We start from the raw sequence: 13,543 nt of genomic DNA on the forward strand, positions 1-13,543 counted from the left end.
ATTGCTGAACATTATGTTTGATAGCTTCTAATAAAACTTCTGCCCATGTGTCGCGATAACTAGGTTGATTCATGTTGTGACCCCTCCAAATGTCTGCATGAAAAACCCCTCAAAATTGGTTTTTTGAGGGGACATATTGTGGTCGAATAAGTTAATAATTAGCTAACTATTAATTCTTTTTCAAGAGTTTTCTCAACTGTTACATAGTCATAGCCAAGGTCTTTTGCAACAGCTTCATATGTGATTTCGCCGTTTGCAACGTTAACACCAAGCTTTAATGCACCGTTTTCAGAGATCGCTTTGAATACACCTTTGTTTGCAAGTTGCAATGCGTAAGGAACGGTTACGTTTGTTAAAGCGATTGTAGATGTTCTTGGAACTGCACCAGGCATGTTCGCAACAGAGTAGTGAAGAACCCCGTGTTTTTCGAATGTTGGGTTATCATGAGTTGTTACATGATCGCTTGTTTCAACGACGCCGCCTTGATCGATTGCCACATCCACAATAACAGAACCAGGTTTCATTGTTTTTACCATTTCTTCTGTTACAAGCTTAGGAGCTTTTGCACCCGGAATTAATACCGCGCCGATTAAAAGATCTGCTTCTTTTACAGCTTCCGCGATATTGAAAGGGTTAGACATTAATGTTTTGATTTGGTTACCGAAGATGTCTTCTAATTGACGTAGACGGTCAGCGCTTAAATCGATAATTGTTACGTCTGCACCTAAGCCAATTGCCATTTTCGCAGCGTTTGTTCCCACTATACCACCGCCAATGATTGTTACTTTACCGCGGTTTACGCCAGGAACGCCTCCAAGAAGGATACCTTGACCGCCGTTTGTTTTTTCTAAGAACTGAGCACCGATTTGTCCAGCCATGCGACCAGCAACTTCACTCATTGGAGTAAGAAGAGGAAGTGTGCGTCCAACTGCTACAGTTTCATATGCGATGGCAATAACTCTTTTATCTTTAAGAGCTTGAGTTAAAGAAGGTTCAGCTGCTAAATGTAAGTAAGTGAATAAGATTAAGCCTTCACGGAAGTAGTTATATTCGCTTGAAAGAGGCTCTTTAACTTTCATGATCATTTCTACTTGAGCCCATACGTTTGCAGCGCTTTCAATAATTTCTGCACCAGCAGCAGCGTAATCTTCATTAGTGAAACCGCTTCCGAGCCCAGCGTCTTTTTCTACTAATACTTTATGTCCGGCGTTTATAAATGAAACTACCCCAGCCGGAGTAAGAGCAACTCGATTTTCGTTATTTTTAATTTCTCTAGGTACACCGATAATCATATCGTGATTTCCTCCTTTAATAACTTGCTTTACATTTCCTTGCGACTTCATTATAGAGCGCTTTCATCAATTTTTCTTTATTGAAAAAAGAGAAAAATTTCACGGGTTTTTGATTTTTTTCACAAAACGTTCATAATCACTTAAACATCTCAAGCTTGAGGTTAAGATAGAGCGTCCTCTTTTGATTCGGATCCTTCAAATCAATTTCGCCAAAAAATCATTTAATTTGTTGAAAGGCTGTTCTATCTGATTTAGAGAGATCAACAAAATTAATTGATGATGATCAATCGAATAAAGTGCAATCTTCAATTGTAATAGGACAATGAAAGAACTTCACTTACGACGTCGGCAAACTCCTCTAGACTGTCAGAGTTAACTCTAAAAGGGTCATTTTTCATATATGTCATATAAAATCCCTCTTTATCTAAATATAATTGATTTATTTTTGTTATTCTGATAGGTTTATTAGCTTTTCAGGTTAATGATTTGTTTAAATCAACAAAATCACAACTTAATTTTTTAGTGAAATCACATAGAAGTTTGTTCACGAAAATGTTGTAATTATATTGCAAGCATTTAGAACTTACTTTTATAAAATGAAAGCGTTCACAATTAAGGTGCAGTGAAGGAGGAAGAAATCACTTTCTAAATTTCATAAGTAAGCAAAAAGTTTCATAGGAATTTTCAACTCACTTCTCTTTTATTCAATAAGTATTTGATGGTAATTATTTATTTATATTTTAAGGAGAACAAACAGGGAAAGATAACATGACGATTACACCATTATAAACATCATGATCATGATGGATAATGAAAAGCCTAGTCAGCATGGGAATTAAGGCTTGAGAGAGTAATCATGTTATTCATGTGATAACGACTGGAGGAAGAAAGTATGCAAAAGAATGCTTCAGGAAAAGGGTTACAGCGTGGTTTAGAGGAAAGACATGTTACACTTATGTCTTTAGGAGCAGCGATTGGGGTTGGCCTATTTCTTGGTTCAGCATCTGCCATTAAGTTAGCAGGACCTGGTATTTTGTTGGCGTATGTATTTAGTGGTATGATCATGTTTTTTATCATGAGAGCACTTGGAGAGATGGCAATTCAAAAACCTGTAGCTGGCTCGTTTAGTCAATATGCACGTGACTATTTGGGACCGCTTGCAGGCTATATAACAGGATGGAATTATTGGTTTTTATGGGTTGTTACGTGTATGGCCGAGATTACAGCGGTGGGAATTTACATGGAGTTCTGGTACCCGGATACCCCGCGCTGGATTTGGGCGTTAGCAGCATTATTGATTATGGCAGCAGTTAACTTCCTTGCTGTAAAGGCGTATGGGGAAATAGAGTTTTGGTTTGCTTTAATTAAAATTGCAGCTATTATCTTTATGATCGCTATAGGTGTCGGCATGATTGTGTTCGGGATTGGTAACGATGGAATCGCAACGGGTATCAGCAATCTTTGGAAACATGGAGGATTTTTTCCAAATGGTATTACCGGGGTATTAATGTCGTTACAAATGGTTATGTTTGCTTACTTGGGAATTGAGATGATTGGTGTTACAGCAGGAGAAGTGAAAAATCCTGAAAAAACGTTATCAAGAGCAATCGATACAGTTTTTTGGCGAATTCTTATCTTCTACGTAGGTGCCTTATTTGTTATTCTGTCCATCTATCCTTGGACAGAAATTGGTACACAAGGAAGTCCGTTTGTTTTAACTTTTGAAAAAATCGGCATCCCTGCAGCAGCAGGAATCATTAACTTTGTTGTTTTAACGGCAGCTCTTTCTTCCTGTAACGGCGGTATCTTCAGTACAGCACGTATGTTGTTTAACTTAGCTGAAAATGGAGAAGCACCAAAGGCATACAGTAAATTGAACAAAAACGGCGTACCTAATTTGGCGGTTTTAGCGACTGCAGGAGCTTTATTAATCGGGGTAGTATTAAACTACCTAGTACCTGCTCAAGTATTTACATGGGTAACAAGTATTTCGACTTTCGGTGCGATTTGGACATGGTGCATGATTTTATTATCTCAAATTCATTACCGTAAAGGCTTAACTCTAGAACAAAAACAAGGTTTAAAATATAAAATGCCTTTATATCCATTTACTTCCTATTTGTCATTAGCTTTCTTAATCGGAGTAGTTGGTTTAATGGCTTATTTCCCGGATACAAGAATCGCTTTAATAGTAGGACCTGTATGGTTAATTATTCTAGTCGCATTCTATTATGGGAAAGGATTCCATAAAAAAAATAAAGCACAAAATGAAACTCATAAACAAGTTAGCCAATTAACCAAGTTATGATTCTAAGCCTCTTAGAAAATGGATTAGAAACCTTTTAAGGATAACCAATCAAATCTAAGAGACTTTTTATCACCATTGTGGATGAAGAAAACAAAAAGGGGACTTCACTAAAGTCCCCTTTTTATTTTTAGGTTACTTTCGTTGCTGCCACCACTATTGAATATAAACGATTGTCCCTTAAAAAAGTTGACTGATTTAGTGCTGACAATCCATAGGTAAAATAGTTATATAAGAATTAGGAAAGCTCAGGTGATCATAAATTGCTTGGGCTTTTTATATAGGCTCTGTTAAAGAACGTTATTGATTTTCTTGTTCCATTCCCATGTAAGAACAGGTTTCCGTACATAATCTGTGGAGCAGGGTTTGTTCAATAAAACAAGATGCGTCCATCACGCTAATAATGCCCTGCCTATAATGGGAAACCTCTCCATTTATACGTAATATAACTATCATTCCTTATGTCTCATAAAACTTGTCTTAAAATGATTATCGTTGTAAATCCGCATTTTCCTGACGCCACTCCTTAAAGAAAGGTTAAATATGAGCATTTACAGACAAAAACAGATTTGGATTTTTTATATTATTCATATGGTATAATATGTTGTATCGTAAGTGGTAAATAATGCACTTTTTATTAATTACTAAAATAGATAGAGGGGCAGGATATCATGCATATTATTAAGAAAAAATTAGACATTCAAGACTTCATTGAAAAGTTTGAGTTAATAGCTTCATATGATGATGGTGGACAAAAGCATTACCTTGTGATTGAAGATAGAGAACGAGAGGGCGATTGGACACTGATGAAATATTCAGACAGCCAATGGTCCCTTCATGGCAAAGGCCTGAATTATTGTGATCATGGTGAACAAAGCTTGGCTGGTAATGATTTTGTTGATTTTATTTGGAAAAATCGGAGCTTGTTTAATCGGAAAATTAAAGAAGCCGTATTAAGATAATGGTTGCTATGACAGGATCTACACCATCTTCTTCAATCTGTTTTGCCAAAGCTCATAATGTACCTGACAAGGTGCTAACAGCTTGAGATCCGAAGCCATAGCAGCTAACAATTCAGAAGCCATTATTGAAGGGATGATAATTATGTTTGTCTCAGTTACTAGGTTGCATCTAAAAGAAAAGCGTAAGTTACCTGTCTTTATTTGGCATACAGGCAAATCATTTAGTCAATCAAGAAAAGCAGAAGGTCTTTTGTATTCTTCATTTGATAAAGAAGGATGGGATACATACTGGACACTAACTGTATGGGAAAACAAAAATAGTATGAAAGAGTACCGAAACAAAGGGAATCATTTAAAAGCAATGAAAGTATCTAGAAATATTGCTGACGAATTAGAATCAATCAATTGGGAAGCAGATAATAAACCTTCTTGGGATGAATGTAAGGAGCGTTTATATAATGAGTTTGGAAGAAAATAAAATTAAGTTAAACTAATTTTCCTCTTCAAGTAACGGGTGCAAGATTTGAAGATCAATGAATGGATCAGCAGTTCTTTTTTCTTATTATACTAACGATGCAGGTTAATTAAAGATCTTTTATTAAAAGAAGTTCTCAATATGCCTTGATAGGAATATTCCTTACTGGTTATATTCAGAAGGAAGGGAGAAAGGTATATGGGCGTCAACATCACAACAACTTTGAATGCACTTGCCGAGCCCAACCGACTACACATTGTTGAGCTATTGCGTAATGGGCCCCTTACTGTAGGGGAAATTGCTGAACAACTTGGTCTCCTCCAGCCGCAAACTTCAAAACATCTCCGTGTACTTAGTGAAGCTGGACTCGTCGAGGTGCAAGCGATTGCTAATCGGCGAATCTACAAGCTAAGGCATCAGCCGTTTCAAGATCTAGATGATTGGCTGGAATCTTTCCAGTGTGTCTGGAATGAAAGATTCGATCGTTTGGATGATTATTTGCGTAATTTGCAAGGGAAAGACTGACATTGCGACGGAAAGAATTACTATGGAAAAGAGTGACCAGCTTAGTACGAAAATTTCTGGTAGGAGGAATTGAAATGTCCGAAAACAAAGTAACAAACAGTATGACGACGAACATAGAAGGGCAAGTTCTTGTCATGGAGCGGATCTTCAACGCGCCGCGAGGTCTTGTATTTAAGGCATTTTCGGAACCAGAGCGCTTGGCAAGCTGGTGGGGACCGAGAGGATGGCAGACAGAAAATCGCAAATTTGAGTTTAAGCCTAATGGCGTGTGGCATTATTGTATGCGGTGCATAGATGAGAATCAAGGAGAATTTTATGGTCAAGAATCTTGGGGTAAAGCTGTCACAAACGAATTGCTGACAAAGTTACAGCCTAAGTTTTAGTAGATATAGCTAATTCAATAAAGTAAACCTAATACAACATAAAAGGATAAAAAGCGAATGAAGATAGAGGATGTTGTTGTAAATGTGGAAAGTATCGCTTCAAAAAAAGATTCTGGGGTTGGTATTATCATTAAGCTTATTTCTGATCCTCCTATTAACGGCTTATTTTACCTACATGGAAGGAAAGCAAATAGCAGAGGATAGGGGCCGCTTGGCTTTGGAGTTATCAAAAACCATAGCTTTTATACCTACAATTGTCGACGCATTTAAATCGGAAGATCCATCTGATACCATCCAACCGATAGTTGAAAAAATTCGTCAAGAAACAGGTGCTGAATTCATCGTCGTGGGGAATGCAGAGGGAATTCGCTATTCCCATCCCTTGGTATCAGAGATAGGAAAACCTATGATTGGCGGAGACAACAAACGGGCTATTCAAAATGGTGAATCTTATATTTCTGAAGCTCGTGGTTCTCTTGGACTTTCCATGCGGGGAAAGTCACCGGTATTTGATAAGAATGGAAACATCATTGGCGTTGTTTCGGTTGGATTTTTAGTAGAAGATGTTCGTCAACAAATCTTTAAAGATTTATCTAGGGAGATTGTCGTATCATTCATAGCTCTTGTCATATCCGTCATTGGCAGTTATATGCTTGCACGCAGTATACGTAAGGATACATTAGGGTTAGAACCTTTTGAAATTGCCCGTTTATATAAAGAAAAAAACGCTGTGCTTCACTCAGTGAAAGAGGGAATCTTAGCGATTGACCAAAATGGGGTTATTACGTCTATGAATCAGCCGGCAAAAAAACTGCTGAATATAAAAGGGTCTGTTCGCGATTTGAAAGTTGATAATCTCTTTCCTCCTGCTTATTTGTACGAAGTGTTGAAATCAGGAAGGCCGCAAATGGATAAAGAAATGCTGTGGAGGCATAAAAAAATTATTATAAATTGTACACCGATCTTTGACGATGAAGGGGTGAGCGGTGTAGTCGCTTCATTTCGTGATAAAACAGAAATTGAGCAGATGGTAAATACATTATCAGAAGTAAAAGTGTATTCTGAGGATTTAAGAGCACAAACCCATGAATTTACTAATAAATTATACGTGCTATCCGGTTTACTCCAATTAGGGAAATATGACGAGGCTATAAATATGATACAAAGCGAGACATCTGAACTGCAATCTCTAAACCGAATTGTCTTTGAACAGATAAAAGATACCAAGGTTCAAGCTATTTTACTTGGGAAGTTAGGAAAAGCCTCAGAAAAGAAGGTTACCTTTGAAATAGATATGCAAAGCTACTTAGAGACACTGCCGAGTCATATAAAGTTGTCCGAGCTTACCTTAATCCTTAGTAATATTATTGATAATGCATTTGAAGCTGTTTCTGGTATTGAGGAACCACTCGTAAACTTTTTCGCTACTGATATCGGAGAGGATATTATATTTGAAGTGAGTGACAATGGAAAGGGAATAAAACCAGAAAATATTTCTCTCCTTTTTGAACGGGGCTTTACTTCAAAAATAGGAAAAATTCCAAGTGGCTATGGACTTTCAAACACTGACCATGCAGTAAAAGAGCTAGGCGGTATCATTGAGGTGCACAGCGGGGCAGAAAACACCGTCTTTACAGTGTATCTTCCGAAAAGACAGAGAGGGAGAGAGGAATGGTTAAAATAAGAGTGGCCATTGCGGAAGATGATTTTCGTGTAGCAGACATTCATGAGAAGTTTCTGAATAGGTTTGAAGAAATAGAAGTAATTGGTAAAGCGTTAAATGCAAAACAGACTATTGAAATTTTGGATCAACAGAAACCTGATTTGCTTCTTCTTGACGTGTATATGCCAGACCAGCTTGGTTCCGATCTGCTTCCGGTCATTCGTCAAAAATACAAGCAAGTAGATATATTAATGATCACCGCAGCAACCGATAAGGAGATACTTGAAAAGGCACTTCACTATGGTGTGGAATATTTTTTAATAAAACCGGTAAAAATGGAGCGTTTCTATCAAATTATTGAGGAGTATCTCAATAAGTATCAGCTTTTGCAATCTAAACGAGAAATAGATCAGGATTTTGTTGATCTTATCTTTAATAAATCCTCCACGTCCACAACTGAACAGGAGACTTCGTTACCAAAAGGAATCGATGAAATCACATTATCGAAAGTAAGGACAGTCCTTGAAATAAGTAACAAAGGCTTATCAGCTGAACAAGTGGGCGTTCAAATTGGCGCTTCAAGGACAACAGCCAGGCGTTATCTCGAATATTTGATATCTGCTCGGGAATGTAAAGCTGAAGTGGTATATGGTGCAGTAGGGAGACCAGAGCGTAAATATTATAAAATTTGATGGAAGTATCCTTTTAAAGAAGGGAAAGATCGGAATGTTATTGATAACATTCCGATCTTTCTTTTTATAAGAGATAGTTTATCAATTTACAAGAAGCTTTCATGGGCGTTTCTACTTTCAATGTGTTGCACTTAATACTACAACCCGTCAAGAAAAAATGTTTCCGGTATTATCAAGTGTCAAAAAGCTTCTGTGAACAAAATGAACAAAATCTTCAAAAAAAGTTTAAAACACATTAAATTGAAAACGCTTACAAATCAAGATACATAGTTTAAAATTTATTTAATTAGAATTGAGGGGTGAAGGATATGCTTGCTTTATTAGGGTTTTTAATGATACTCGTATTTATGATTTTAATTATGACAGGACGACTTTCAGCTATGATTGCTCTCATTATCGTACCCGTCGTATTTGCTCTTTTGGGCGGATTTGGAAGGGAAATGGGTCCAATGGCATTAGAGGGGATTAAAAGTGTAGCTCCAACAGGAATCATGATTTTATTTGCGATTCTTTTCTTCGGTATTTTGATTGACGCAGGAGTATTTGATCCCATTATCAATACGATTCTTAAGCTAGTAAAAGGAGATCCTGTAAAAATTGCTATCGGTACGGCTGTTTTAGCCCTTTTTATTTCATTAGATGGAGATGGTACCACCACATACATGATCACCATTTCTGCCATGCTTCCCCTTTATAAAAGGATCGGAATGAAATCGCTTACATTAGCAGGGATCGCTGTTTCGGCATCAGGGGTAATGAACCTCCTTCCATGGGGGGGGACCGACAGCAAGGGTGATGACTGCTTTGAATCTTGAAATGTCAGACGTATTTACGCCTGTTATACCTTCCATGATTGGTGGTGTCCTATTTGTTCTATTCATGGCTTATTTTCTCGGCAGAAAAGAAAGAAAGAGGATTGGTGTGGTCGAACTTGATTATGGTGTGGTGGCTCAAGAGGTGGCGGCTACAACCGAGGATATACATCTTAAACGCCCGAAGTTGATCGTCTTTAACTATGCATTAACAATAATCCTTTTAGTAGCTTTAATCATGGAATTACTGCCAACAACTGTATTGTTTATGTTTGGCTTTGCGATTGTCATTACTATCAATTATCCGAAAATGAGTGATCAAAAAGAACGTGTGGCCAATTACGCCGATAATGCTCTATCTGTTGTTTCAATGGTTTTCGCTGCTGGAATTTTCACTGGCATTCTTTCAGGAACTGAAATGGTGGATGCCATGGCAAACTCGATGATCAAGCATATTCCAGATGCAATGGGATCCCACTTTGCTGTAATTACAGCAGTAATTAGTGCACCGTTTACTTTCTTTATGTCTAATGACGCTTTTTACTATGGCGTTTTGCCATTACTTGCAAAAGCAGGAGCTGCATATGGAATTGATCCTGCTATGATTGGAAGAGCTTCTCTTTTCGGTTTACCAGTTCATCTATTAAGTCCTCTTGTTCCGTCCACCTATCTTTTGGTCGGGATGGTAGGAGAAGACTTTGGTAAACTACAGCGCGCTTTTTTAAAGTGGGCATGCGGATCGACAGCAGTACTAATTCTTGTTGCTCTCGTTTTAGGTATTATCCCATTGTAATATCGTTAATGATTATTACAAGGCAGTGGCATGTATATGTAGGTACGACGACTATTCAAGTGATTTTGACACGAAGGATACCGATGAAGAGACTGTTTCCTCTCTTCAAGTCGCTTAAAAGGTAGTTGTTACGTTTGATATATACGAGCATTCTGCTTCATTGTATGCACATGCTACTGAAATAAAAATTGTAGAGGAGCAGTAATAAAATAAAAAACCCTGAATGATTCAACATATTATTCAGGGTTTTTTGTTTGCAAAAAAAGAAAAGTGAGTTAAGTAAAAATAAAGCCCTTTACTTACAATGATAAATAACAGTAAAGTTGTTCAAATTATGAACTAACAGGTGATTTAATTACCAATCTTATATGAGGACAACAGATGCTTGGAATTAAAGAAGGTTAAAATGGTGGTCGAAGGTTTCGATATCAACTAAAAAAGAAAGGAAGGAAGGAGGTGGTACGGGAATCAACCAGAGAAAAAGAAAGATATTCCGATATTGAAAAAGTGCTGGCATTATCATGAAAAGGGAAAGACATTGCCGTTTTTGTGAATGTAGAAATAGGAGAGATTCTGGACGTTTACGAAGCGGATTGATGAAAGTGCGATGTATGGGCATGACACGCATAAATGGATAGCAGAACAGGCAAAACTATATAAAAGCTATCCGTTTGCGCCCACTGTGGCGGGACTTGGAAGGATGTAGGCATATGATGTACGACCAATTTAAAAAACGTTATGTCAAACGTATGATGCAGGATGCGCCGCATGTGTATATTTCAGAAGATGACATTGTGAAGATGTGGGATGCAATTATCGTCTTTAGTCAGCTGCAGAACGAGGAAAGGAAGCCACCACTGGAAACTGTCAACGAAAAAGAACTAACAGAGAAAATACAGGAACTAGCGAAAGATCTTATTAAAGAAGTGCAAAAAGAATTACAAAAAGAAACGATGGTAGCGGAACCTCCATCGCAAATATCAGAGACATTTGAGCAGTATAACTCAACCGATGTAATAGAAACTAAAGAAGATATATCATTTGTAGAGCTGTGTAAGATGTGTGATGGGCTCGGTTATTTATTGATGGATGTGCCAGGGACACAACATACGCTGTGCCCGACTTGCCGGGGTGCGGGTGATGAAATACAACATCCGAGAAAAAGAAAGGAGGAACCCGAATGGCTGTAATGAATATCGTGCCGGAAAGTTTGGCCTGTAATACAAGCGCGGCCGAAGCGTCAGCCGCTTCGGCGGAAGGAGTCAAGACAAATAGCCCATGGTTAAAAAATCATTGATCGGCATGAAAAGTGACTGGATGATGAAGGGATCGAACAGTTCCAATCCGCTAAGGTATACTTGAAATGACAAAGCAACTGCTAGATCTGCCACTGTTGCTAAAAAATCCTGTGGTTTTACATCTGACAGTTCAACAACTGCTTTTTTCAGCGACTGACGTACAAGCTGACGCGTTTTTTTTTGACGATGGGCATATTCCTCTAACGTAAATATTTTAATCGGTATAGAGTCTTTTACTCGTGACAAGAGATGTGACAGAATGGGAATATCAATATGGATCATTAAACACTTAGCTTACTGTGATATGCTGACTGGTTTGTATGTTTATGAGCCAGTCGGTTGCGTAAGGAAATGGGATAGGTGAATTGTGATAAAACAACAGGGATAACAGTGATTATGTTTAGAAAAAAACAAAGGCTTGGAGCGAATATGCAAAGTATGCAGTTACCAAGCGGGGGATGTGAATCTTTCATATGCGGATTTTTTGTATAATTGGAGTTGCTTAAGACGGTTTTTTAGGGTATTTGATGCTAATAATTCAATTAAATCGTAATAATTAAAACAAATTTTCCAAAAAAAACTTGTAAATAGTAATCATTACGGTTTATTATGTATGAGTAGCATCTATTAAACAAGTTTTTAACTTTTAAATCGTAATCGTTCTTATTTATTGTTGAGGAGTGAATGTAGTGGAAAGTGGAAAAATTCCGGTTACCGTTTTAAGTGGTTATTTAGGTTCGGGGAAAACAACGCTATTAAATCATATTTTAAAAAATCGTGAACAAAAAAGGATAGCTGTTATTGTCAATGATATGAGCGAAGTAAATATAGATGCCTCGCTTATTAAACAGGGAGGGTTTTCGCGTACAGAAGAAAAATTAGTGGAATTGCAAAATGGATGCATTTGCTGTACGCTTCGTGAAGATTTAATTCTTGAGGTAGAGAAGCTGGCTGCTACGGGAGGCATTGATTATATTGTCATCGAATCAACGGGAATAAGTGAGCCTATACCAGTTGCACAAACATTTACATATATAGATGAAAGTCTGGGCATTGATCTATCGAAATTTTGCCGCCTTGATACAATGGTAACGGTTGTGGACGCAAATCAGTTTTGGCAGGATTTTGCTTCGGGTGAAACATTACTGGATCGAAAGCAAGCTGTAAATGAAGAAGACAATAGAGAAATAGCCGATCTTCTCATTGATCAAATTGAATTTGCTAATGTCATTATACTGAACAAAATGGATTTAGTTGATAAAGCTCATTTAGTTAAATTAAAGGCCATCCTTCAAGTTTTAAATCCCGATGCAAGTATAATCAAAACAATCCATTCACAGCTCTCATTGCACCAGGTGCTTAACACTCAATTATTTAATTTTGAAATATCAAGTCAAAGTGCTGGATGGATGAAAGAGCTTAATGAAGAGCATGTCCCTGAAACAGAAGAATATGGTATTGCATCATTTGTCTATCGAAGCAAAAAACCATTTCATCCCGATCGTCTGATGAAATGGATCGAAGAATGGCCGGACGAAGTTGTCCGTGCAAAAGGGTTTCTTTGGCTTGCAACACGTAACAATGTCGCTGTTTTGCTTTCTCAGGCGGGTCCATCCTTAACGATAGAGAGAGCGGGGGATTGGGTTGCTGCTTATCCAGAAGAAGAACAGCAGCAAATTTTAAAAGAAGAACCTGAGCTATTAGCACGCTGGGATGAGGAATATGGAGACAGGATGACGGAGTTAGTACTTATTGGTATCGGAATGGATCAAAAACAAATGATCGAAACATTAGACAGGTGCTTACTTACTGAAGAGGAGCTCGTTCAAGAGTGGACAAATTTTCACGATCCACTGCCAAGTTTCTAAACTAACTTTAATATAAATGAGGGGAATAATGATGAGAGTCATAATTACGATAGCATGTACAAAGAGACAATATAAACATAAAATTTTTAAGATTAAATCGTAATAATTACGTTTTATATTGAGGAGGAAATGAAAATGGCTAAAAAATCGAAAATAGCTAAAGCAAAAAAACAGCAAAAGTTGGTTGAACAATATGCAGAGATTCGCAAAGAACTAAAGGAAAAAGGGGATTTTATAGCTCTAAACAAGCTGCCTCGGGATTCTTCTCCAACCAGACTTCACAATAGATGTGAATTAACGGGCAGGCCAAGGGGATATATGCGGAAATTTAACATGTCGCGTATCGCTTTTCGCGAGCTAGCACATAAGGGACAATTACCAGGAATAAAAAAAGCCAGTTGGTAAAAATACTCATCTATCCTTACAAAAAGAATCCAATTAGTAGAACATCACACCTCTCAAATCGTAATTATTA

At 37.6% G+C, this 13,543-nt stretch carries 12 protein-coding genes and 1 pseudogene; 11 read left to right on the forward strand and 2 right to left on the reverse strand.

The genetic code is table 11. The features are described 5' to 3' along the window. Positions 1–158: 158 nt before the first annotated feature. Positions 159–1,292 (reverse strand): alanine dehydrogenase, encoded by a 1,134-nt coding sequence (gene ald / locus A3M5_RS0106150; protein ID WP_018392888.1) that lies wholly within the window; start codon positions 1,290–1,292, stop codon positions 159–161. A gap of 892 nt (positions 1,293–2,184) precedes the next feature. Between ald and alaP the strand changes: the two genes are divergently transcribed. From alaP to A3M5_RS0106195, 9 genes and pseudogenes are all read left to right on the forward strand, one after another. After that, positions 2,185–3,600 (forward strand): alanine permease AlaP, encoded by a 1,416-nt coding sequence (gene alaP, locus A3M5_RS0106155; RefSeq protein ID WP_018392889.1) that lies wholly within the window; start codon positions 2,185–2,187, stop codon positions 3,598–3,600. A gap of 668 nt (positions 3,601–4,268) precedes the next feature. After that, positions 4,269–4,559, forward strand: a complete 291-nt coding sequence (locus A3M5_RS0106160; RefSeq protein ID WP_018392890.1) for a hypothetical protein — start codon at positions 4,269–4,271, stop codon at positions 4,557–4,559. An 82-nt stretch (positions 4,560–4,641) separates the two neighbouring features. Beyond that, positions 4,642–5,037, forward strand: a complete 396-nt coding sequence (locus tag A3M5_RS0106165) for a DUF3291 domain-containing protein (RefSeq protein ID WP_018392891.1) — start codon at positions 4,642–4,644, stop codon at positions 5,035–5,037. 195 nt (positions 5,038–5,232) lie between these two features. Continuing rightward, positions 5,233–5,559 (forward strand): ArsR/SmtB family transcription factor, encoded by a 327-nt coding sequence (locus A3M5_RS0106170; protein WP_018392892.1) that lies wholly within the window; start codon positions 5,233–5,235, stop codon positions 5,557–5,559. 74 nt (positions 5,560–5,633) lie between these two features. Further along, positions 5,634–5,942, forward strand: a complete 309-nt coding sequence (locus A3M5_RS22375; protein WP_018392893.1) for an SRPBCC domain-containing protein — start codon at positions 5,634–5,636, stop codon at positions 5,940–5,942. An 82-nt stretch (positions 5,943–6,024) separates the two neighbouring features. Beyond that, positions 6,025–7,626, forward strand: a complete 1,602-nt coding sequence (locus A3M5_RS0106180; protein WP_018392894.1) for an ATP-binding protein — start codon at positions 6,025–6,027, stop codon at positions 7,624–7,626. After that, positions 7,614–8,297, forward strand: a complete 684-nt coding sequence (locus A3M5_RS0106185) for a response regulator (RefSeq protein ID WP_026221854.1) — start codon at positions 7,614–7,616, stop codon at positions 8,295–8,297. The genes A3M5_RS0106180 and A3M5_RS0106185 overlap by 13 nt, the downstream gene beginning before the upstream one ends. A 308-nt stretch (positions 8,298–8,605) precedes the next feature. Beyond that, positions 8,606–9,902 (forward strand): annotated as a pseudogene (locus A3M5_RS22380) (CitMHS family transporter). 710 nt (positions 9,903–10,612) lie between these two features. After that, on the forward strand, positions 10,613–11,092 hold the full coding sequence (locus A3M5_RS0106195) for a hypothetical protein (RefSeq protein WP_018392896.1): 480 nt from the start codon (positions 10,613–10,615) through the stop codon (positions 11,090–11,092). Between the two features lie 72 nt (positions 11,093–11,164). On the opposite strand, the gene A3M5_RS25230 is transcribed toward A3M5_RS0106195, so the two are convergent. Then, on the reverse strand, positions 11,165–11,482 hold the full coding sequence (locus A3M5_RS25230; RefSeq protein ID WP_063974738.1) for a hypothetical protein: 318 nt from the start codon (positions 11,480–11,482) through the stop codon (positions 11,165–11,167). Between the two features lie 407 nt (positions 11,483–11,889). On the opposite strand from A3M5_RS25230, the gene A3M5_RS0106210 reads away from it, so the two are divergent. Together A3M5_RS0106210 and rpsN are read left to right on the forward strand one after the other, a co-directional pair. Beyond that, on the forward strand, positions 11,890–13,068 hold the full coding sequence (locus A3M5_RS0106210; protein ID WP_018392899.1) for a GTP-binding protein: 1,179 nt from the start codon (positions 11,890–11,892) through the stop codon (positions 13,066–13,068). A 135-nt stretch (positions 13,069–13,203) separates the two neighbouring features. Further along, entirely contained in the window at positions 13,204–13,473 is a 270-nt protein-coding gene (gene rpsN, locus A3M5_RS0106215) for a 30S ribosomal protein S14 (protein WP_018392900.1), read from the forward strand. Positions 13,474–13,543 lie beyond the last annotated feature (70 nt).

Origin of the sequence: Bacillus sp. 37MA (assembly GCF_000372765.1) — a bacterium.
Classification (GTDB): Bacteria; Bacillota; Bacilli; order Bacillales; family Domibacillaceae; genus Domibacillus; species Domibacillus aminovorans.

What these genes read in the sequence shown, in the direction of transcription:
- A3M5_RS22375 (WP_018392893.1), top strand. Translation starts at nt 5,634, where the DNA reads ATGTCCGAAAACAAAGTAACAAACAGTATGACGACGAACATAGAAGGG.
- rpsN (WP_018392900.1), top strand. Translation starts at nt 13,204, where the DNA reads ATGGCTAAAAAATCGAAAATAGCTAAAGCAAAAAAACAGCAAAAGTTG.
- A3M5_RS0106170 (WP_018392892.1), top strand. Translation starts at nt 5,233, where the DNA reads ATGGGCGTCAACATCACAACAACTTTGAATGCACTTGCCGAGCCCAAC.
- A3M5_RS0106160 (WP_018392890.1), top strand. Translation starts at nt 4,269, where the DNA reads ATGCATATTATTAAGAAAAAATTAGACATTCAAGACTTCATTGAAAAG.
- A3M5_RS0106185 (WP_026221854.1), top strand. Translation starts at nt 7,614, where the DNA reads ATGGTTAAAATAAGAGTGGCCATTGCGGAAGATGATTTTCGTGTAGCA.
- alaP (WP_018392889.1), top strand. Translation starts at nt 2,185, where the DNA reads ATGCAAAAGAATGCTTCAGGAAAAGGGTTACAGCGTGGTTTAGAGGAA.
- A3M5_RS0106195 (WP_018392896.1), top strand. Translation starts at nt 10,613, where the DNA reads ATGATGTACGACCAATTTAAAAAACGTTATGTCAAACGTATGATGCAG.
- ald (WP_018392888.1), bottom strand. Translation starts at nt 1,292, where the DNA reads ATGATTATCGGTGTACCTAGAGAAATTAAAAATAACGAAAATCGAGTT.
- A3M5_RS0106180 (WP_018392894.1), top strand. Translation starts at nt 6,025, where the DNA reads ATGTGGAAAGTATCGCTTCAAAAAAAGATTCTGGGGTTGGTATTATCA.
- A3M5_RS25230 (WP_063974738.1), bottom strand. Translation starts at nt 11,482, where the DNA reads ATGATCCATATTGATATTCCCATTCTGTCACATCTCTTGTCACGAGTA.